General features: G+C 70.0%; 13 protein-coding genes. 11 read left to right on the forward strand and 2 right to left on the reverse strand.

Going from position 1 to position 21,492, the window contains the following annotated elements; genetic code table 11:
• Window positions 1–8: 8 nt before the first annotated feature.
• The 7 genes from FL344_RS25545 to FL344_RS25575 all read left to right on the forward strand — a co-directional run bounded on the left by FL344_RS25545 (window position 9) and on the right by FL344_RS25575 (window position 14,117).
• Window positions 9–1,715 (forward strand): Ig-like domain-containing protein, encoded by a 1,707-nt coding sequence (locus FL344_RS25545; protein WP_228565368.1) that lies wholly within the window; start codon window positions 9–11, stop codon window positions 1,713–1,715.
• Between the two features lie 159 nt (window positions 1,716–1,874).
• Window positions 1,875–2,336 carry a response regulator gene (locus tag FL344_RS25550; protein WP_090486438.1) on the forward strand — a complete coding sequence of 154 codons (462 nt, stop codon included), beginning with the start codon at window positions 1,875–1,877 and terminating at the stop codon, window positions 2,334–2,336.
• A gap of 119 nt (window positions 2,337–2,455) precedes the next feature.
• Window positions 2,456–6,280: an SUMF1/EgtB/PvdO family nonheme iron enzyme gene (locus FL344_RS25555; protein ID WP_141620359.1), complete on the forward strand. Its 3,825-nt coding sequence runs from the start codon at window positions 2,456–2,458 to the stop codon at window positions 6,278–6,280.
• Window positions 6,281–6,358: 78 nt separating this feature from the next.
• Window positions 6,359–7,429: an ADYC domain-containing protein gene (locus FL344_RS25560; RefSeq protein WP_141620360.1), complete on the forward strand. Its 1,071-nt coding sequence runs from the start codon at window positions 6,359–6,361 to the stop codon at window positions 7,427–7,429.
• A gap of 154 nt (window positions 7,430–7,583) precedes the next feature.
• Entirely contained in the window at window positions 7,584–8,849 is a 1,266-nt protein-coding gene (locus tag FL344_RS25565; protein WP_141620361.1) for an efflux RND transporter periplasmic adaptor subunit, read from the forward strand.
• Between the two features lie 24 nt (window positions 8,850–8,873).
• Window positions 8,874–12,068: an efflux RND transporter permease subunit gene (locus FL344_RS25570; protein ID WP_141620362.1), complete on the forward strand. Its 3,195-nt coding sequence runs from the start codon at window positions 8,874–8,876 to the stop codon at window positions 12,066–12,068.
• A gap of 84 nt (window positions 12,069–12,152) precedes the next feature.
• Entirely contained in the window at window positions 12,153–14,117 is a 1,965-nt protein-coding gene (locus FL344_RS25575) for a 4-alpha-glucanotransferase (protein WP_141620363.1), read from the forward strand.
• 11 nt (window positions 14,118–14,128) lie between these two features.
• Here the strand turns inward: FL344_RS25575 and FL344_RS25580 are convergent, their stop codons facing one another.
• A complete protein-coding gene (locus FL344_RS25580; protein ID WP_141620364.1) occupies window positions 14,129–14,869 on the reverse strand; it encodes a hypothetical protein in 741 nt (246 codons plus the stop codon).
• Window positions 14,870–15,142: 273 nt separating this feature from the next.
• Between FL344_RS25580 and FL344_RS25585 the strand changes: the two genes are divergently transcribed.
• The 4 genes from FL344_RS25585 (at window position 15,143) to FL344_RS25600 (ending at window position 20,700) form a co-directional block, all read left to right on the forward strand.
• The gene (locus FL344_RS25585; protein WP_141620365.1) at window positions 15,143–16,447 is read left to right on the forward strand and encodes a pyridoxal phosphate-dependent aminotransferase; all 1,305 of its coding nucleotides are present in this window, start codon (window positions 15,143–15,145) and stop codon (window positions 16,445–16,447) included.
• 95 nt (window positions 16,448–16,542) lie between these two features.
• Window positions 16,543–17,841, forward strand: coding sequence for an NTP/NDP exchange transporter (locus tag FL344_RS25590; protein ID WP_228558238.1), 1,299 nt, complete (start codon window positions 16,543–16,545; stop codon window positions 17,839–17,841).
• Window positions 17,842–17,887: 46 nt separating this feature from the next.
• A complete protein-coding gene (locus tag FL344_RS25595) occupies window positions 17,888–19,063 on the forward strand; it encodes an NAD-dependent epimerase/dehydratase family protein (protein ID WP_141620367.1) in 1,176 nt (391 codons plus the stop codon).
• A 137-nt stretch (window positions 19,064–19,200) separates the two neighbouring features.
• Window positions 19,201–20,700 carry a hypothetical protein gene (locus FL344_RS25600; protein WP_194863251.1) on the forward strand — a complete coding sequence of 500 codons (1,500 nt, stop codon included), beginning with the start codon at window positions 19,201–19,203 and terminating at the stop codon, window positions 20,698–20,700.
• A gap of 251 nt (window positions 20,701–20,951) precedes the next feature.
• Here the strand turns inward: FL344_RS25600 and FL344_RS25605 are convergent, their stop codons facing one another.
• Window positions 20,952–21,236, reverse strand: coding sequence for a hypothetical protein (locus FL344_RS25605; protein WP_020478295.1), 285 nt, complete (start codon window positions 21,234–21,236; stop codon window positions 20,952–20,954).
• Window positions 21,237–21,492 lie beyond the last annotated feature (256 nt).

Consider the following 21,492-nt stretch of genomic DNA (forward strand, 5'->3'; position numbering starts at 1 on the left):
ATCCCGTCGTGACGCTGTCGCTGTCGCGTGCGATCACGAATGGTGATGTCGATGTACGCGTTTCGGTCGCTGAGTTGGTGCCAGAGTCGGTCGAGCTGTTGGTCGATGGCGTCCCGGCAGCGACGTTGCCCCGGCCTTCCTACGAACTGCGTTGGAGCACCCGTGAACTGGATGAGGGCCAGCACGTCTTCACAGCAAGGGTATTACAGGGGGACCGCGTATTCGTGAGTGAGGCGAACGCACTCATTGTCGACAGGACGGCACCGCGGTTGGTGACGCAGAATCCGCGGTCCGGAGACCAGGAAGTCTCCGTGCATGCCCCCATTCAGGCCGTATTCTCCGAGGCCGTTGAGCCGACTACGGTGACTGCTGAGTCCGTCAGGCTCTTGGTCAATCAAATGGATGTCGCCGCGGAGGTACGCCTGTCAGCCGAGGGCACGACGGTGACGCTGGCGCCTGCTGCGCAACTCCCCGTGGATTCAGAAGTATCCGTGATCATCGCGCCTTCGGTGACAGACATTGCGGGGAATGAACTGGATATAACGGCACTTGGCTGGGAGTGGAGCATCCCCAGGTACTTGCCCTACGGCAGGGCAATCTCTTCCGATGCTGCCGACGGAGCGGCTGTCTCGACGTTTTCGCTTGTGCAGGATGACAGAGGAAGGCCTGTCGTCGCCTTTGTCGATGGGCGCACGCCTTCGGACCATGGTGTCTACGTCATGCGGTGGTCAGGGTCGGCGTGGGAGCCGTTGGGGGGCGTACTTGGGGCCATTGCTGAGGAATCGGTCTTCAAAGAGTGCTCCTTGTTGATCGCGCCAGGGAATGAGATTTTTGTGGCTTGGAGTAGGGAGACGGTGGATGGGGCTTCCAGTATTCATATCCAGCGTTGGAATGGAAGCAGTTGGTCTCTCCTGGGGTCCCCCGTCACGACAGTCAATCCGGACGCTAGGTTTGTCTCGTTCGGCTTTGCCGTGAATTCTCAGGGAGAGCGATATCTGACTGTCCTGGCGCAGGTTGCTGGGGCGTCGATGGTTGTGTACGGTTTTCGTTGGGGGGCGGAGCGGTGGGAGGAGTTGGGGCATTCGTTTTCTTTGAATGGGAGTCTGGTTTATTCTGACTTTGGGGCGATGTTCGACTCGCTGGGGCGTTTGGTTGTTTTCTGGGTCACTCGGTCAGGTGAGCGGGGGGCCACATACGCTCATGTCAAAAGATGGACGGGGACACATTGGGAGGGAATGTACCCTTTGAATGATATTGGGGTAGGGGAACCGCCTGTTGTACCTGTGTTGGATGGAGCGGATCGCCTTCTCCTCGCCAGTTCAGCTCAGAGCGTCGGTGAGGGGAGACGGCCTTCTGTCGTCCGTTATGACCCGTTCTTGGGGACCGAGCTCCTCGGTTTTTACCAAGAGGGCCTGTATCCCGGTGAAACAGACGCGACGGTGGAGGTCCTCGACTTCGACCCCGAGGGCTGGTTGGTCGCGCTGCTCTCCGAACCTGAAATCGCGGGTGGTCCCGTGAACCACTATGTCCGCCGGTGGGACGAGAGTTCCTGGTTGCCTATGGGCGCGCCGCTGCTTCCCCGCCCAGGCGCTACGCCCGTGGGACCCGCCAAGTTCTTCATGACGGGCCCCGAGCAATGGGTGCTGGCCCGCATCGAGGAGTCCGAAGGCACTCCCAGCCGACGCCACCTCTACGTCTACCGTCCCAACAACTGATACACAGTCAACGTTTCTCCGTCCGCCCTACCTGTTCTCCAATGAACACGCACTGGCACTCCGGTCCGCATTCGTTGAAGAGCCGGGTGGGGTGGGCACGTCGGGAGGGGCGTGTATAGATTGTTCAACGCCCGTTCCAACCCGAGAGGCGTCTGTCCCATGAAGAGCACGGCGATGACAGTCCCGGCAGAAGACATGCCAACCGCCAAGGAGCCCGCGGCGGGCGGGAACAAGAAGCGCGTGCTCGTGGTGGACGACTTCGACGATGCCCGGGAGATGTACGCGGAGTACCTGGAGTTCGTCGGCTTCGAGGTGGACACCGCCCGCAACGGCGTGGAAGCGGTGGAGAAGGCCAGCGAGGGCGAGCCCGACATCATCCTGATGGACCTGTCCCTCCCGGTCATGGACGGCTGGGAGGCGACGCGGCGCATCAAGCAGGACTCCCGCACCCGGGACATCCCCGTCATGGCGCTCACCGGCCATGTGCTCGCGGGGAACGCGGAGCATGCCAGGGACGCCGGCGCGGACGAGTTCGTCGCCAAGCCCTGCCTGCCGCAGGATTTGGAGAACAAGATCCGAAACATGCTCAAGCCGAGCAAGGGGAAGGTCCGGGGCGGCTGAGGCCCAAGGACAACACCACTGCTCGGCAACGGACACTCCAGCGGCCCCGGCGTCCTGGAGTCTCCTCCCGTTCGGCCCGTTCAGTTGACCCCTGCCGGACGGATGCATAGGCACCGGGTGTGGGCTCTCCGGCCGCCTCGCCGCCTCCTGATGCGTGGACTCCTCCCCAGGAGTTCGACGAGTACCGCCTTGTGCGGGCCATCGGGCGTGGGCGCACGGGGCGGGTGTTCCTGGCCCATGACACGTTGCTCGAGCGCCCCGTCGCCGTGAAGTTCATCCCCGCCCTGGGGCCCAACGCCCTGGCGCGGTTCCTCGTGGAGGCCCGGGCGGCCGCGCGCATCCAGCACCCCAATGTCGTCACCCTCTACCGGGTGGGACAATTGGAGGAGCAGCCCTACCTCGTCTCCGAGTTCATCCGGGGGATGAGTCTGGACCGGCTGCCCAAACCCCAGCCCTGGGAGCGCGTGCTGTCCATGGGGCGGGATTTGGCACGGGGCCTGAGCGCCGCTCACCGGCGCGGGGTGTTGCACCGGGACATCAAGCCCGGCAACGCCGTGCTCACGGAGGCTGGCGAGGTGAAGCTGCTCGACTTCGGCCTCGCGAAGCTCCTGGACCGGGCCGCGGGGGCGGGGGATGGCGCGCCGGCCGCTTCCGGGACTCCGCCGCCGGAGCTGCCTCCGGACCTGGACCCGGAGGCCAGCCCGAACCTGGGCGCGCGCTCGCTGGACGGAATCTTCCTTCCATCGCTGCCGCGCGGCTCGCTGGTGGGGACGCCGTATTACATGTCCCCGGAGGCCTGGGCGGGCGAGGCGCTGACGGCGCGCAGTGACGTGTACTCACTGGGCGTCGTCCTGTACGAGTTGTGTGCGGGCAAAGGCCCCTTCCGGGATGTGCCCTGGCGCGAACTTCCGGCTCAGGTGCGCCACCGGGATGCCAGCCCCCTGGCCCAGGTGGCGTCCGGCGTGGATGCCGGGCTCGCCGCCGTCATCGACAAGTGTCTGCGTCGCGAGCCGTCCGAGCGTTACGCCACCGCCTCACAGCTGCTCGATGCCTTGGACGCACTGACGCGTGACGACACCATCCAGGTGGTGCCGGAGGGCAATCCCTACCGCGGCCTCCAGGCCTTCGAGGAGGAGCACCGCGCCGTCTTCTTCGGCCGCCGCCGCGAGCAGCGCGCGGTGCTGGAGCGGATGCGCTCGGAGCCCTTCCTGCTCATCACCGGTGACTCGGGCGTGGGGAAGTCCTCCCTGTGCCTCGCCGGGCTGCTCCCCGCTGTCACCGAAGGGGGCCTGGAGGACGGCCGTCGCTGGCGCAGCGTGCGGCTGGTGCCGGGCCGCAGGCCCCTGGCGGCCCTGGTCGCGGCGCTCGCGCCCGTGCTGGAGACGGCAGAGGAGACTCTGGCCGAAGCCCTGCGCGCCGAGCCCACGTCCCTGGTGCGCCGGCTCCGCGTGAAGTTGGGGGCCCAGGAGGGGCTGCTCGTCTACGTGGATCAGCTCGAGGAGCTGGTGACGCTAGCGCCGCCAGCCGAGGCGGAGCTGGCGGGACAGGCCCTGGGGGCGCTCGCGGAGGGCGCCAGTGGCGTGCGCCTGCTCGCCACAGGGCGAAGTGACTTCCTCACCCGGCTGTCCGCCGTGCCCGGGCTGGGCGCGGAGGTGCCGCGCGCGCTGTACCTGCTGCGCGCCTTGTCGCCCGAGGAGACGCGGGAAGCCGTGACGGGCCCCGCTCGCGTGAAGGGCGTGCGCTTCGAATCCGACGCGCTGGTGGATGCGCTCGTCACCTCCACCCTGTCCGCGGCGGAGGGCGGCCTCCCGGTGCTCCAGTTCGCGCTGGCCGAGATGTGGGAGGCGCGCGACGCGGCGGCGGGTGTCATGACGCAGGCGGTGCTCGACTCGCTGGGCGGCGTGGAGGGCGCGCTCGCGCGGCACGCGGATGCGGCGGTGGCCCGGCTGCTACCGGACCAGCGGGTGGCGGCCCGGGGCGTGCTCCTGCGGCTCGTCACCGCGGACGGAACCCGCGCGCGGAAGACGGACCGCGAGCTGGTGGGGGACGACGCCCGCTACCGCGCCGCCCTGGAGGCGCTGGTTCACGCGCGGCTGCTCGTGGCGCGCGAGGCCCAGGAGGGCACGTCCTACGAGCTCGCCCACGAGGCGCTGCTCTCCGGCTGGGGCACGCTGGCGCGCTGGCTGGCCGAGGCCTCCGAGCGCCGCGAGGTCCAATCCCGGCTGGAGGCCGCCGCCGCGCACTGGGAGAAGCTGGGCTTCCCGAGCGAATCCCTCTGGGGCCCGCGTCAGCTCGAGGAGACGCGGGTGCTCGACACGGGAGAGCTCACCCGTCGCGAGCGCGACTTCCTGAAGGACTCGCGCCGCACCATGGTGCGCAGCCGGCGGACGCGGCATGCGCTGGTGGTGGGCTTCGTCGTGTCCCTGGGGCTCGTCTACGGCGGGCTCAAGCTGAGGGAGCGTTGGAGCCTGGACCGGCAGGTGCGCGAGGAGCTGGGCCAGGCGGCCCAGGCCTTGAGCGCCGTGCGTCAGGACTGGGGCGCGCTGCGCGCCGAGCGTGACGAGGCCTTCCGCCTCTACGGCACCGGCCGCCGCGCCGACGCGGACCGGCACTGGAACCGGGCGGGTGCGCAAGCGGGACAACTGCGCGGCCGCTTCGACGAAGTGGCCGGACGGCTGGAGCGCGCGCTGGCGTTGGCGCCCGGCCGCGCAGACGTGCGCGAGGCCCTGGCGGACTTCCTCTACGAGCGCGCCCTGTGGGCCGAGCAGGACGAAGACGCCGCGGCGCTGCCCGCGTTGCTCCAGCGTCTGCGGCTCTATGACACGGCGGGCACGCGCTGGCGGCGCTGGAACGCCGCGGCCAGCCTCACACTGGAGACACCTGTCCCAGGGGCGGAGGTGGAGCTGCGTCCACTGACGCGCGATGCGCAGGGCAGGTTTCAGCTGGGAGAGCCCCTGCAAGCGGACCCGGGGCGCTGGCTGGACGCAGCGGTGGCGCCGGGCACGTACCAGATTTCCGCGCGCTCGCTCGGCTACGAGCCGGTGGTGCAGTGGGTGCTGCTGCGGCGAGGCGAGTCGCGGCGGCTCGGCGTGCCGCTGCCGCGCATGGGCAGCGTGCCGGAGGGCTTCGTCTTCGTGCCGCCGGGCGAGGTGAAGTTCGGCAGCGCGGCCGAGGCCAGCGTGCGCGAGTTCTTCAACGCCGTGCCCCTGCACCCCGTGGACGTCCCCGCCTTCCTGATGGCCCGGCACGAGGTGACGTATGCCGAGTGGCTGGCCTACGTGGAGGCGCTGCCGCCCGCGCAACGTGCACAGCGGCTGCCTCGCGTGGGAACGGGCGGCTACGCGGGCCTGCTCACGCTGGGGCAGGTGGAAGGCGTCTGGCGGTTGCGCTTCCAGCCCGGGAACGAGCCCTACATGGCGCGAGCCGGAGAGCCGCTGCGCTACGCCCACCGCACGTCGCGCGCGGAGCAGGACTGGCTGCGCTTCCCCGTCAGCGGCATCACCTTCGCGGACGCGGAGGCCTATGCCGCGTGGCTGTCGGAGAGCGGCCGCGTCCCCGGCGCTCGGCTCTGCTCGGAGCTGGAGTGGGAGCGCGCTGCGCGCGGCGTGGACGGGCGTGAGTACCCGCATGGCGACACCCTGGCCCCGGACGACGCCAACATCGACACCACCTACGGCAAGCAGCCCGGAGGCTTCGGCCCCGACGAGGTGGGCAGCCACCCCGCATCGCGCAGTCCCTTCGGCGTGGACGACATGTCCGGCAACGTGTGGGAGTGGACCCGCTCCTGGCTGGAGCCGGGCAAGGCCGTGGCGCGTGGGGGCAGTTTCGCCTTCGCGGCGACCTCGGCGCGCGCCTCCAACCGCGAGTTGCCGGAGCCGTTCCTGCGCGACGTGACGGTGGGCATGCGGGTGTGCGCGGACGTGGCATCCACCGCGCGCCCCTAAGCCCGCCTGTTTGCCCTACATCCGCTCCGCGCGCTACCGGACGGAGGAACCCTGTGTCCGCCCTGGCGTCTGGGGCGGGTGATGCACAGTGGACGAAGCAAGTGCCTGCGGGTGCTCAGGCGAGTTGCTGGGCGGACGGCCGCTGCGGACATTGATTCCGTGGTCGGGCCGGGAAGGTGGTGGGTGATGGGTGCTTGGAAGCAGACGGTGGCGGCGCTGGTCAGCGCGGTGAGCATGGTGGGCTGTGCGGGGAACGTGATGGAGGCGGAGCCGGTGGCGCTGCGCTCGGGCGTGGCGGAGCTGGTGGCGCCGAACGGACGGAACCTGAATGGCCGCAACCTGAATGGCCGCAACCTGAATACCCCCGAGCTGGGACAGTTGCTCGTGTCCGTGGACCTGGCGGGCGCCCGCATCGCGGAGGAGGTTCTCGGCGAGGTGCGGCTGGAGGGCAGCGTCTTCCACGGCGTCGCCTCCAGCGGCCCGGTGTCCGGCCAGTCCTTCCTGGGCGCGCGCTTCATCGGCAACCTGAGCAGCGGTGACACCGTGGAGCTGCGCGTTGACGGCATCGAGCCTGGAGCGGGCGCGGACGCGGACGTCTGGGCGTACCTCGTCTCCTACTACGACGCGGCGGATGCCCTCTGGAAGCCCGCGTGCGCGGCGGCGGACGGCTCCGGGCTGAGCGCCATTCCCGTCGCGGGCCGGTGGGACTACCGCCAGGGCGTGGCGGGCGGCGGCGCGAAGGTGGATGACGCCGCGCGCTTCACCTTCGCCTGTGAGGGTGCGGCCATCGCCAAGTGCGTGCGCTTCGGCTACCGGCCCTGGGGCACCTCGGCGGACGGCTTGAGTCTGGCGGACCACCACCAGGCGTGCACGCGCATGGTGCGCGCGGACTTCTGCGGCGACGGCACGTCGCACACCACGGATGGCCAGTGGGTGAACCTTCATGACGGCGTGAACGTGCAGACGGATACGGAGGCGTGGCTGCACGAGGCCGAGTGGGATGCCGACGGTGCGCGCTGCTTTACGCAGACGACGCGCGCGGCACAGGCCGTGAGCTGCCCGGGGCAGACGCAGCTCACCCAATGCGGCCAGTCGGCCCACTTCCAGGCCGGCACGCTCATCATGAGCGAGGTCCCTCCCGCGCAGTAGGCGCCGTCCGCCTGGCGTGCCTGAGAAGGCTCGCCAGCCCGTCAGCCCGGCCTGCTTGCTGGCGGTGGACCTTGTTGTCCTCGGCTACCGGGGGCAGGGGGGCGACACCATGGTTAGCCGGCTCGCCGTGGGGGGCGGGGATGGGAGACGCGCTGTGAGACGGGCTCGAATACGACAGGTCTTCGGCGGAACCTCGGCGGGGATTCTGATGGGGCTCTGCGCCCTGTCCGGCTGCCGCAAGGGTGAGGACGCAGCGCCCGCGCCTCGACAAGAGGAGCTGGAGGTGACGCTGGGCCAGGAGAACGTGGCCCGCGCCGAGGTGCGGCAGTTGCGCTTCGGCCCTGGCATCTCCGGCAACCTGCAGGCGCGCACGGCGGCGGCGGTGCGCGCGGAAGTGGGCGGCACCATCCTCGACATCAAGGCCCAGCAGGGCCAGGTGGTGAAGAAGGGCGAGGAGCTGGCGCGCATCGAGGACGTCACGCTGAAGGACCAGCTCATCGCGGCGTCGGCGGCGGTCCGCACGGCCCGCAGCGCGCTCCAGGTGGCCGAGGCCGAGCAGGAGCGCGCCACGAGGCTTTCCAAGGCGGGCGTCATCACCCAGCGCGACTTCGAACGGGCGGAACTCTCCGTTGAGCAGGCGAAGGGGCAGCTCGCGGAGGCGCGCTCCCGGCATGCCCTGGCGCAGGAGCAGCTCAACCGCGCGCGCGTCGTGGCGCCCTTCGCGGGCGTGGTGAGCGAGCGGCAGGCCAGCGCGGGTGACGTCGTCCAGCCCAGCGCGCCGCTCTTCACGGTGGTGGACCCGCGCACGTTGCGCCTGGAGGCCTCCGTGCCCGCCGCGCAGCTCGAACAGGTGCAGGTGGACACGCCGGTGGAGTTCCACGTGACGGGCTACGGGGACCGCGCCTTCCGCGGCACGGTGGAGCGCATCAACCCGGTGGTGGACCCGGCCACCGGCCAGGTCCGCATCTACGTGGCCATTCCCAACACGGACCTCCAGTTGCTGGCCGGCCTCTTCGCGGAGGGGCGCGTGGCCTCGAAGGGTACGCAGGCGGTCGCGATTCCCATCGACGCCATCGACGACACGGGGACCGAGCCCGCAGTGCTGCGCATCCAGGAAGGGCGCGTGCGGCGGGTGAACGTCACATTGGGCCTGCGCGACGAGGTGGCGCGGCAGGTCGAGGTCCGCTCCGGCCTGGAGGAGGGCGACGTGGTGTTGCTGGGCGCCGCGCGGAGCGAGGTGGCGGAGGGCGGGCGCGTGAAGGTGTCGCCCCCGCGGCCGGACTCGAAGCCCGTGGAGGAGGCGGGGCCCGGCGTTGGCGGCTCGGAGGCACCGCCGCCTCCGTCGTCGGGAGCAATGCAGCCCTCGCCGCGGCCCGCGTCCACGCAACCACCGGCGGAGGACGCTGCGCCGTCCCACTAATGCTCCAAGCCTGGAGTCACGTCCGTGTTCATCTCAGACTTCGCCATCAAGCGCCCCATCATCACCATCACTTCGATGCTGGCGCTGGTGGTCTTCGGTCTCGTGTCGCTGGGACTCCTGGAGACCGACGAGTTCCCCGACGTCCAGCCCCCGGTGGTGAGCGTCACCATCGTCTATCCAGGCGCTTCACCCGAGACGGTGGAGCGGGAAATCCTCGAGCCCATCGAGGACGCCATCTTCGCCATCAGCGGCGTGGACCCGAAGGAGACGACGTCCATCGCCACCGACGGCCTGGCGTCCTTCACGGTGTTCTTCGACTTCGAGAAGGACATCCAGGAAGCGACGCAAGACATCCGGGACGCCATCTCCAGCAAGCGCGCGGACCTGCCACAGGAGATGGAGGAGCCCATCCTCACGCGCTTCGACCCGGCGGACCAGCCCATCGTGTCGCTGACGCTCACCTCGGAAGGGCTGGACGTCGCGGCGCTGTCCCTGGTGGCGGACCCGACGGTGGTGGGCGAGCTTCGCTCGGTGCCCGGCGTCGCCCAGGCGGAAGTCGTCGGTGACGTGGCGCGGGAGATGACGGTGCAGCTCAAGCCGGAAGCGCTCCAGGCGGCGGGCTTGTCGGTGGCGGAGGTGGTGGCGGCGCTCCAGGCGCAGAACCTGGCGGCGCCGGTGGGCCGCATCAACGCGCCGCTGACGGAGGAGTCCATCCGCCTCAAGGGCCGGCTGGAGAAGGTGGAGGACTTCCGGACCATGGTGGTGGCCTCGCGCAACGGTCAGGCCATCCGCCTGGAGCAGGTGGCGGACGTCTTCGTCGGCGCCGAGGAGCCGCGCACGCTGGCGCTCTTCAACGGCGCCCAGGCGGTGGGCATCGACGTGCTCAAGGCCCGGGGCTACAGCACCACCGAGGTCGCGGACGCGGTGCGTGAGCGGGTGCAAGCGCTCCAGCAGCGGCTCCCCGCGGGCGTGAAGCTCGAAATCGTGCGCGACGCCGGCGTCCGCGTGGAGAACGCCGTGCACAACGTGCAGTCCGCGCTGGTGGAAGGCGCGCTGCTCACGGTGCTGGTCGTCTTCGTCTTCCTCAACTCGTGGCGCTCCACCGTCATCACCGGCCTGGCGCTGCCGGTGAGCGTGCTGGCGTCCTTCATCAGCGTGTGGGCCTTCGGCTTCACGCTCAACACCATGTCGCTCTTGGGCCTGACGCTGGCCATCGGCATCCTCATCGACGACGCCATCGTCGTGCGAGAGAACATCGTCCGCCACGTGGAGATGGGGAAGGACCACTACACGGCGTCGCGCGAGGGCACCTCGGAAATCGGTCTCGCGGTTTCGGCGACCACCTTCTCCATCGTCGCCGTCTTCGTGCCCGTGGCCTTCATGTACGGCGTGGCCGGCCAGTGGTTCAAGCCCTTCGCCCTCACCATCGCCTGCGCGGTGCTGGTGTCACTGTTCGTGTCCTTCTCGTTGGACCCGATGCTGAGCGCGTACTGGCCGGAGCCGCCCAGGAAGGAGAACCCGGGCTTCATCACCCGGACGCTGAACCGCTTCAACGCCTGGTTCGACCGGCAGGCGGAGCGCTACAAGCACGTCATCGCCTGGGCGCTGGACCACCGGCTGGTGATGGTGCTGGTGGCGGTGGGCTCGCTGGTGGGCGCGTTGGTGCTCCAGGGTACCGTGGGCGGCGCCGGCTTCGTGCCGGTGAGCGACCGCGCGGAGGTGGAGCTGCTGGTGGAGACGCCGCCGGGCTCCAGCTTGGAGTACACGCGGCGCAAGGTGGACGAGGTGACGCGCACCCTGCGCGCCCACCCGGAGGTGGACTACACCTACGCCACCATCGGCGTGCCCCTGGCGCTCAGCGCGCCCGGCGTGGACCAGGCCCTGGTGTACGTGCGGCTCAAGCCGAAGGCGGAGCGCGACATGAGCCAGGACGCATTGGGCGTCCAGTTCCGCGAGGAGATGAAGCGCATCGGCGGCGCCACCGTCTCCGTCTTCACCTCGGGCTTCGGTGGGGCCTTCAAGCAGCTCCAGTATGAGCTGCGCGGACCGGACCAGCGGGTGCTCACGCAGCTGGCGCAGCAGGTCCAGAAGGAAGTGGCGCAGGTGCCCGGCGCGGTGGACGTAGGCCTGTCCACGCGAGGGCAGAAGCCGGAGCTGGAGGTGGAGCTGAATCGCGGGCTCGCCGGACAGTTGGGCGTGACGGTGGGGCAGGTGGCCCAGGTGCTGCGGCCGGCCTTCGCGGGCCTGGACGTGGGCGACTGGGTGGACCCCATCGGGGAGACGCGAGACGTCATGGTGCGGCTGGCTCCGGGGGCGCGTGACAATCCCAATGACTTGTCGCAGTTGCCCATCTCCGTGGGCGCGGCGGCGGGCGGGCCGCCCCGGCTGGTGCCGCTGGGGCAGGTGGCGGACATCCGTCAAACGTTGGGCCCGGCGCAGGTCACGCACTTGAACCGTGAGCGCGTCATCAACGTCCAGGCGAACGTGCAGGGGCGCTCGTTGTCGGAGGTGGGCGCGGACATCCAGAAGCGGCTGGACGGCGTGAAGCTGCCGCCGGGCTACACGCTGACGACGGGCGGCGAGTCCGCGGACCAGGCCGAGGTGTTCATGCGCGTGTTCATCGCGCTCGGCATGGCGCTGATGCTGATGTACCTCATCCTGGTCATCCAGTTCGGCTCCTTCCTGGACCCGCTGGCCATCCTCATCTCGCTGCCGCTGTCGCTCATCGGCGTGGTGCTGGCGCTGCTCATCACCGGTGACACGCTCAACCTCATGAGCCTCATCGGCATCATGCTGCTGATGGGAATCGTCGCGAAGAACGCCATCCTCCTCATCGACTTCGCCAAGTGGTCGCACGAGAAGGGCATGCCCCTGCGCGAGGCGCTCATCGAAGCGGGCCGCATCCGTCTGCGCCCCATCATCATGACGACCTTCGCGCTGGTGGCGGGCATGGTGCCGGTGGCCATCGGCGCGGGCGAGGGCGGCGACTTCCGCGCGCCGCTGGGACGCGCGGTGATTGGCGGCACGCTGACGTCCACGCTGCTGACACTGCTGGTGATTCCCACGGTGTACGAAATCCTGGTGGACGGCCGGACATGGTCCACCCGCATGCTGCGCAAGCTCTTCCGGATGAAGCCTCCCGAACAGCGGCCTCACGTTCCGGGCGGAGGCGGCGGCCGTGGAGAGCCCCGGCCCGCTCCTCAGGCGCGGCACGATTGAGGGCTCGACAACGAACGGGCGGGTTCGGGACGACAGGACGGTTGGCGCATCGCACCAGGGGCCGTAGGGTCAGCCCCTTCCGCCATGTCTCGCGCCTTGCTGCCTGAAAACCACCACCGACTCGTCACCGAAGCCCTGGCCGCGCTCGACGTCCGCAACTGGGTGCTCAGCATCCACGACCCGAGTTTCCCCAGCCTTCCAGAAGAGGACACGGGCTGGGGCTCGCCGTACTCAGAAGGGGCGGCGCGCTTCCTCGCGTTCTCCCGGGAGCTGGGCTTCAACGGCATCCAGTTGGGGCCGCAGGGGCAGGTGACGGAGTTCAACGCCTCGCCGTATGACGGCACGCTCTTCTCGCGAAACCTCCTCAACGTGGCGCTCGCGCCGCTGGAGGCCCCCGAGCCCTGGGGCGCGCTGCTGCCACCGGGCCGCGTGGCGCAGCTCGCCGCCAGCCGCCCTTCGGCGCTGCCCCCCGGGGAGCGCTTCCGTCACGCCTTCCGCGCGCAGACCACCCTGCTGAACGAAGCGTGGCGCACCTTCCAACAGAAGCGTGCGGCGCCGGACGCCGCTCCGTCCATCCGGGCACTGGCCTCGCGCTTCGACACCTTCCGTCAGCAGCACCGGGCCTGGCTGGTGCGGGACGCCCTCTTCGACGTGCTGTGCGAGGAGAAGCGCGAGCCGGACTGGCGGCGCTGGGCGGACTCGCTGGACGGGCGGTTGTGGAACCCCCGTCCGGAGGAGGAGGCGGCGGCCGTCGCGCGCCTGACGCAGTTGGAGCTGCGCTACGCGGACACGCTGGAGCGCTACGCCTTCTGTCAGTTCCTGGTCCATGCGCAGCACCAAGGCCTGCGCGAGCGCGTGGGCGCATGGCGGTTGAAGCTGTACGGCGACCTCCAGATTGGCCTGTCGCCGCGCGACGCGTGGGCCTGGCAGGGCCTCTTCCTGCGCACCTACCTCATGGGCGCGCCGCCCAGCAGGACGAACCCGGACGGCCAGCCGTGGAACTATCCGGTGATGGACCCGGAGCAGTACTTCGAGCCGGACGACGCCGGAACGAACGCCGGGAGCCGCAACGGGCCCGTGCTGCGCTTCATGAACGCGCGCATGGACAAGATGCTCGGCGAATACGACGGGCTGCGGCTGGACCATCCGCACGGGCTGGTGTGCCCGTGGGTGTACCGCGCGGACCTGCCGGACGCGCTGTGGTCCGTGCAACATGGCGCGCGGCTCTTCTCGTCACCGGACCTGCCGGACCACCCGGAGCTGGCGCACTTCGCGCTCGTGCGCCCGGAGCAGGTGGACCGCGCCGTGCCGCGCTACGCGGACCGCTGGGTGAAGGAGCTCACGCCTGAACAGGTGCGCCGCTACAGCGTCCTCTTCGACACGGTGGTGGAGGCGTCCCGGCGCAACGGGCGGCAAGTGGGCGACTTGCTCGCGGAGGTGCTCAGCACGCTGCCGTACCCGCTGGAGCGCGTGCTGGCGCAGTACGGCCTGGGCCGCTTCCGCGTGACGCAGAAGGCGGACCTGCACAACCCGTCGGACGTGTACCGCAGTGAGAACGTGGGGCCGGAGGACTGGGTGATGGTGGGCAACCACGACACGAAGTCCCTGTGGCGCCTGGTGGCGGACTGGCAATGGAAGGGCACGCTGCGCGCGCAGGCGGAGTACCTGGCCGCGCGCTTGTGCCCCGAGCCCGCGGAGCGCGAGGCCTTCGCGCGCGAGCTGTCCACGAGCCCGGGACGGTTGGCGCAGGCGAAGGTGGCGGACCTGTTCGCCAGCCGCGCGCGCAACGTGATGATGTTCTTCACCGACCTGCTCGGGATGCCGGAGACGTACAACGCGCCCGGCACGGTGGATGAGCGCAACTGGTCCCTGCGCGTGCCCCAGGACTGGGCGCGGGAGTACCGCGAGCGGTTGAAGGGAGACGCCGCGGTGAACCTGCCCGCGGCGCTCGCCATGGCGCTGCGGGCGCAGGGGGCTCCGGCGCGCGCGCGGCACCAGCGCTTGCTGGAAGGACTGGACGCGCTGGCCCGCGAGCTGCGGGCCGGGTGACGCTTGGGCCCTCAGTGCTTCACGTCCACCACGAGGCGAGTGGGGTCGCGCAGCTCCATGACGCGGAAGTCGGTGGGGGCCTTGTTTCCCAGCACCCACGTCACCTCGGCCTCGAAGTCACACGTGCGCACCAGCTCCAGCAAGGTGGGCAGCTTGGGCTTCATCTCCAGCGCGGCCACGGTGGCCCGGCCCTGGTCGTCATGGCCACGCGCGGGGGTCAGCGTGACTTGGAGGAAGCCCTTGCCGGCCAGCGGCGTCTCGTCCCCGGAGCCACACTGGATGATGGGCTTGTCCACGTACTGGAGCTGGTAGCCGGGGACCTGCGGCCCGTCGAACTCGAACACCACGCGGTCGAAGTCGGCATGCGTGCCAGCGCGCACCGAGCGCAGCGTCACCGACTGGGCCGGGCGCCGCTTCATCGACACCGGGGTGGTGGTCCACTCGCGGTTCTTCGGGTCCTCGGCGGGAGCGTCTCCCGCGGGGGCGTCCGAAGGCGACTCTGTCTCACTTGGAGGCGCGCCGGCCACTTCCTCATCACCCATGGAGGCCGTGTGCACGGGTGGCTTGGCGGCGGCCTCGCCCTCGCGGGGAATGGTGCCCAGGGGCGGCGAGGTGGGCGGCGCTTGGACCTCGGGCTGGGGCTGCGCGCCGGTGGGCGCCGCGGCGGGTTCCTCCTTCTTGGAGCACCCGGCGAACGCCAGACACCCGGCCAACCACAGCGACGTCATCCTGCGTCCGGACCGCGTCATCATTCCCCTCCTGCCAGGGCCTGCGAGTTCGGGACTGCGGCCCCTCGTCTCGCACGGGCGGCGGCCCGGGGGCCAGTGTCACGAGGGGAAAGCGGGCAAAAATAACACCCGTGGATGGCCCCGGGAGCGCTGGAAATTTCCACGGAGGACCGGTTGCCCCGGAGGGCCACCGTCACCACGAATGGATGACACAGGACGGTGGGGCCGCGACTATCGTCCGCGCCGCAAGTCGTCCGCGCGGCCCCCGAACGCGCACGAACCGGAGAGCATCCTCCCATGGCCCCCCTCGACCTGACCTCTCTTCCCCGCCCCTCCAAGGACGACGCCACCGTGGGAACGATGGCGCGTGGCATCGTCGGCAGCGAAATCCTCCGCATCGCGGCGGAGATTCGCGAGCGGGTCGCCAAGGGACAGAAGGTGTGCAACCTCACCGTGGGCGACTTCAACCCGCGTGAGTTCCCCATCCCCGACCCGCTGCGGGAGCACATCACCGCCGCGCTCCAGGCGGGCGAGACGAACTACCCGCCGTCGGATGGCGTGCTGGAGCTCCGCCAGGCCGTTCAGCGCTTCTATGAGCGCTCGCTGGGCCTGAAGTACCCGCTGGAGGGCATCGTCATCGCGGGAGGCGCGCGGCCCATCATCTACGGCACGTACCGCAGCGTGCTGGATGCGGGGGAGACGGTCGTCTACCCGGTGCCCTCGTGGAACAACAACCACTACGCGCACATGATGGACGCGAAGAGCGCGGTGGTGGTGACGGACGCCGCGCGGGGCTTCATGCCCACCGTGGAGCAACTGGCGCCGCACCTGGGCGGCGCGCGCCTCTTGTGCCTGTGCAGCCCGCTCAACCCCACCGGCACCATGATTGAGCCGGATGCGCTGGGCGCCATCTGCGAGCGCGTCGTCGCGGAGAACCGCGAGCGCGAGAGGCAGGGCCGCAAGCCGCTCATCCTCATGTACGACCAGATTTACTGGGTGCTGAGCTTCGGCGCGGCCAAGCACGTCACGCCGGTGTCGCTGGTGCCGGAGGTGGCGCCGTACACGGTGTTCGTGGACGGCATCTCCAAGGCCTTCGCCGCCACGGGCGTGCGCGTGGGCTGGGGCGTGGGGCCGCCGACCCTCATCGCTCGCATGCGGGACGTGCTCGGCCACGTGGGCGCCTGGGCCCCCAAGGCGGAGCAGGTCGCGGTGGCGCGCTACCTCGACGACACGGCGGCGACGGAGACCTTCCTGGCGGGGATGCGCAAGTCCGTGGAAGCGCGACTGGAGGCCTTGCACAAGGGGCTCACGCGCATGCGCGAGGCGGGGCTGCCGGTGCAGCACATCGCGCCCCAGGGCGCCATCTACCTGTCGGTGCGCTTCGACCTGGTGGGCAAGGGGGGCCTGCGCTCCAACAATGACATCCGCAAGCTCCTGCTGGAGAAGGCGAACCTGGGCGTGGTGCCCTTCCAGGCCTTCGGACTGGACGCGGACACGGGCTGGTTCCGCCTGTCGGTGGGGGCCACGTCGGTGAAGGAAATCGAGGAGGCGCTGCCCCGGGTGGAGGCGGCGCTCCGCGAGGTCCTCGCTTCCGGCGCGTAATCCTTGCGACATCTTCCCGCCGCGCTCGTTCCATCATGGAGGTCCTGGGAATACGTTGCCCGGGGCCTCGTTGGGCCGCTCACGTGAATTCCTCCATGCTCAGGCGATTCGTGGACGTTCGGGACGAGGAAGTCGGCGCCGTCCGCTGGTCGTTCCTGTATTTCTTCACGCTGATGTGTGGCTATGCCATCCTCCGGCCCATCCGCAACGAGATGGGCACGGCGGGCAGCGTGAAGGGCTTGGATTGGCTCTTCACCGCCACCTTCCTGGTGATGCTCGCGGCGGTGCCTGCCTTTTCCGCCCTGGTGTCACGTTGGCCCCGGCGGGTGGTGATTCCTCGCATCTACCGCTTCTTCCTGCTCAACCTGCTGGGCTTCTTCGTGCTCTTGAAGCTCGGGGTGGCGCGGGAGACGGTGGCGCGCGTCTTCTATGTCTGGTTGAGCGTCTACAACCTGTTCGTCGTCTCCATCTTCTGGAGCTTCATGGCGGACGTCTTCGCCAGCGGACAGAGCAAGCGGCTCTTCGGCTTCATCGCCGCGGGCGGCACCACGGGCATGCTGGTGGGGCCTTTCCTGGTGGGGCGGCTCGCCGAGCCGGTGGGCCCGGTGAATCTCATCCTCATCTCGGTGGTGCTGCTGGAGGTGAGTGCACAGTGTGTGCGCCGGCTGAGCGGCTGGGCCCAGGACGTCCAGCAGCAGCCCCCGGCGGCGCAGGGCCCGGTGGGCGGCGGCGTGCTCGCGGGGTTGCGGCTCATCGTGACGTCGCCGTTCCTGCTGGCGCTGGGGCTCCAGGTGCTCCTCTACGCGGCGACCTCCACGTTCCTCTACTTCCAGGAGGTGCGGCTCGTGGCCGCGCTTGGCAGCGACGCCGCCAGCCGCACCGCCCTCTTCGGGGACATCGACTTCTACGTGCAACTGGCGACGCTGGGGTTGCAGACGCTCGTCACGGGGCGCGTCATCTCCTGGCTGGGGCTGGGGGCGGGGCTCGCCGTGGCGCCGGTGGTGACGGGCCTGGGCTTCCTGGGGCTGGCCGCCATGCCGGTGCTGACCGTGCTCATCCTGTTCAAGGCGGTGCGCGGCGCCAGCCACTACGCGCTGGAGCGGCCCTCGCGCGAGGTCCTCTTCACCACCGTGGACCGCGAGGCGCGCTACAAGTCGAAGAGCTTCATCGACACGGTGGTGTACCGCGGCAGCGACACGGTGAGTGCCTGGCTCCAGGGGGGCCTCACGAAGCTGGGCCTGGGCATGACGGGCCTGTCGCTGGCGGCGGTGCCCCTGGCCGGGCTGTGGCTGGGCGTGTCGCTGTATCTCGCGCGCCACCAGAGGAGGCAGGCGGAGCCGGTGCCGGCCGCCGCGCCCGAGGCGCCGGTGTCCGAAGAGGTCGCGGCCCGCTAGCGCTCATCCACACGCAGTCAGTCCACACACGCAGGAGGAATCCCGCATGACGCTGTCTCGCAGGAGTGTGATTCAGGGAGCGGCCGCGGCCGGCTCGCTCTGGGCCATGGGGTGCGCCACCACGGGCACGTCCGGCACCGCCGCGTCTTCCACCCAGGGGCAGGGGGAGCAGTCCTCCGCGCCCGCCGCGCCGTTGCGCATCCTCATCCTGGGCGGCACCGCGTTCCTGGGGCCGGCGCTGGTGGAGTTCGCGCGCTCGCGCGGCCACACCATCACGCTCTTCAACCGGGGGAAGACGAAGCCGGGCCTCTTCCCGGACGTGGAGAAGCTGACGGGCGACCGTGACCCGAACAAGGGCGAGGGCCTGAAGGCGCTGGAGGGCCGCAAGTGGGACGCGGTGGTGGACACCTCTGGCTATGTGCCGCGCATCGTGCGCGCCTCCGCGGAGCTGCTGGCGCCGCACGTCCAGCACTACACCTTCGTGTCCTCCATCTCTGTCTACAAGGATTTGTCACGGCAGGGGCTCGACGAGACGGCCACCGTGGCCACGGTGGAGGACACGGCGACCGAAGACGTGGAGAAGCACTACGGCGCGCTGAAGGCACTGTGCGAGCAGGCCGCCGAGACCGCCATGCCGGGCCGCGTCTTCAACGTGAGGCCGGGCCTCATCGTCGGGCCGGATGACCCGTCCGACCGCTTCACCTACTGGCCCCTGCGCGTGGCGCGTGGCGGTGAGGTGCTGGCGCCCGGCGACGGCGTGGACCCGCTGCAGTTCATCGACGCGCGGGACCTGGCGGCGTTCATCATCCGCTCCGTGGAGGCCCGCACCACCGGCATCTTCAACGCCACCGGCCCCAGCCAGGACCTGCTGATGCGGGACTTCCTGGCGGCGAACAAGACGGCCCTGGGCAGCGACGCGCGCTTCACGTGGGTGGACACCGACTTCCTCACGAAGCACAAGGTGGAGGCGTGGTCGGACATGCCCGCCTGGATGCCGCGCAACGGGAAAGAGGGCGGCATCGGCAAGGTGAGCATCGCCAAGGCGCTGGCGGCGGGCATCACGTTCCGTCCGGCCGCGGAGACGATTCGCGACACGGTGGCCTGGTTCAAGACGCTGCCTCCCGAGCGTCAGGCGAAGCCGCGCTCCGGCCTGTCCGCCGAGCGCGAGAAGGAAGTGCTGGCCGCGTGGCACCAGGAGCGCGGCACCGCCAACGCGGGCTGAGCGGGCCTCCGAGCGCGGGGACGGGCGGATGGGGGCAGGTGATGCGCCACCTCGCACTGCCCGTCCTTGCGTCCAGGGATGCGGGTTTGGCAGGAAGGGTGGGGCAGCGCGGCCTGCTGCCTGGGGGAACGACCATCATGATGCCCGACCTGCTGAAGGACGCCGTATCACCCATCCTCCGTGCGCGCGGTGCGTCCGTGCTGCTGGCCGCGTTGCTGGTCGCGTGCGGTGGCAAGGACGTGCGGCCGGGGACGCCGCCCGCGGGTGACTGTGCGCCGCTCCGACTGGAGCGGGATGTGAATCTGGAAGGCTTCCGCACCGACCGCTTCGAGTGGCGCGACGCGGACTGCAAGCCCCGCTCGGCGTCGCTGGTGCGCAATGACGCCACGGACCCCAAGGGTTGGACGGGCGGCTACCTGCGCCGCTACACCTACGAGGTCGCGGGCGCGACGCGCGTCTGTGATGGCTCGGACGGCATGGTGCCGGGCTGGGGCATCGTCACGAGCCACCTGCGCGTCAGCCCGCCGTGGGGCAACTGGACGGAGGGCATCCGGGGCACGTGGCGCACGCTCTTCGAGGGCCGCCACCACGCGCTGCATGAGTTCCGCTGGCCCATGGACCTGGGCGGTCACGTCGTTGACGTGACGGTGCATTACCTCTTCGCCACCGGGCGGAGCCATCCGCTCTATGCCATCACCCATGATGCGTCCCGCGCGCCGCCCGACGTCATCGACGCGGACGTGCGCTCGCCCTACGGCGACATCCTCTTCGATGGAGACGGCAACGCGGACATCTCCGGCGTGGGCTGGGGAGACCGCTACCGCTTCGTGACGCTCGGGGCCGGGCCGCTGACGCGGGCGAGCGGCTGGGACTACCGCGAGCCCAACGTGGTGCCCTACACCCGCATGTGGATTGCGTCGCCCGACGCGGAGATGGGCGTGGTGCAGACGCAGACGTGGGCGCAGAAGCCCGCAGGCGGCTACTGGCAATACCCGTCCTGGGGGCAGGTAGATGAGGACGGCCCCATGCCCGAGGACTGGAACTGGACCTACCAGCTCAACCAGTACGAGCTGCCCGAGCAGGGCCCCACGCGCTCGCACCGGATGGCGTGGGGGAGCAACTTCGGCGCGGTGGGCTTCCGCGAGTACCCGCGCTACAGCGACGACGCCATGCTGTCCGGCTACCCGTACCAGAGCTACTCCGTCTTCATGGTGCTGGGCACACACACCTCGGACCCGGTGCTGCGGCTGGCGGCGGAAGTGGAGGCCTGGCAGGGCGTGCGGCTGACGGCCACCGAGGGCCGCGTCCTGGACCAGGGCCCCGGTGGGGTGGGGCGGGATGACTCCGTGGCGCGGGATGTGCCCGGCTACAACCCGGTGTACGCCACCTGGGAGGCGGAGGTCGGCGCCAACAACCGCGCCTCGCTGCGCTTCGAGACGAACGGCCGCGTCCTGGCGAATCCCATGCTGGTGCTGCGCGGTTACACCGCGTCCACGCCGCCCACCCGCGTCACCCTGGATGGCCAGGTGCTCTCCGCGGACGTGGACTACTTCGCCTCCGTGGACGACGCCGGCAACGCGCTGTGGCTCACCCTTCACCGGACCGTGACGGGCTCGGCGACGCTGTTCGTGGAGTGAACACCCGGGCCGGGTGCCCCGCAAAGCAACGAGGGATGCCCCGATGGACTCGGAGCATCCCTCGGATTTCGACCCATCTATCGGGTTCGCCCTCCCCCTCTGGCGAGCGTGACCCCGGGTCCCCCATCCACAGACGTTGCCGCCCCCGCGGCGCCGTCTTCCTACCCGCCCTTGGTGTGTGTCCGGAGGGCCTTGGACCCCTCCAGCGAAACTGCGTGTGACACCTTCCCCCTACACCGCTTACGGCCCCTTCAGGTGCGCGTGCCCGGTGCCCCCAGCACCGTCACTCGGGGGAGCCGAGGCCCCCCCTTCACCTGTCCTGCTGCGTCCCAGGGCACCGCGGGCCGTGAGAGCGCCCGCAGCCGTGCCTGTGTCTGAGCGCGTCCGAACGTCTGCGGGCGCATGGACGCCACCCGCGTTACGTCCCTCGACTGGATTTGGATGGCTGCCGTCACGGCTGAATTCGCCAGGACCGCCAGCTGTGCCCGCTTCGCCCCCGCGAAGGTGGCCAGCTCCGGAATGACGATGCCCTCCAATGCCCCCCCAGTGGCCTCGAGCCACTCCCCCCGGGAAAAGCGCCTCGGCCGTTGAGCCGTGGCCCTGCTTCCCTTGTCGCCGTGCGACACTGCACCGAGCCTCGTGTTTCCCCCAGATGCCCCCCGGCCCGGTCCATACGCGACGTGCGACATGCGTCTTCCCCCCGTTCGGTCCGCCGAAGTGACTGGCGACAAGGGCATACTGGCTCAGACCCAGGATGGAGTTTTCCGCCTCCGCGCCAATTGCTTGCGTGAG

Source organism: Myxococcus sp. AB036A (genome assembly GCF_006547355.1).
Taxonomy (GTDB): Bacteria; Myxococcota; Myxococcia; order Myxococcales; family Myxococcaceae; genus Myxococcus; species Myxococcus virescens.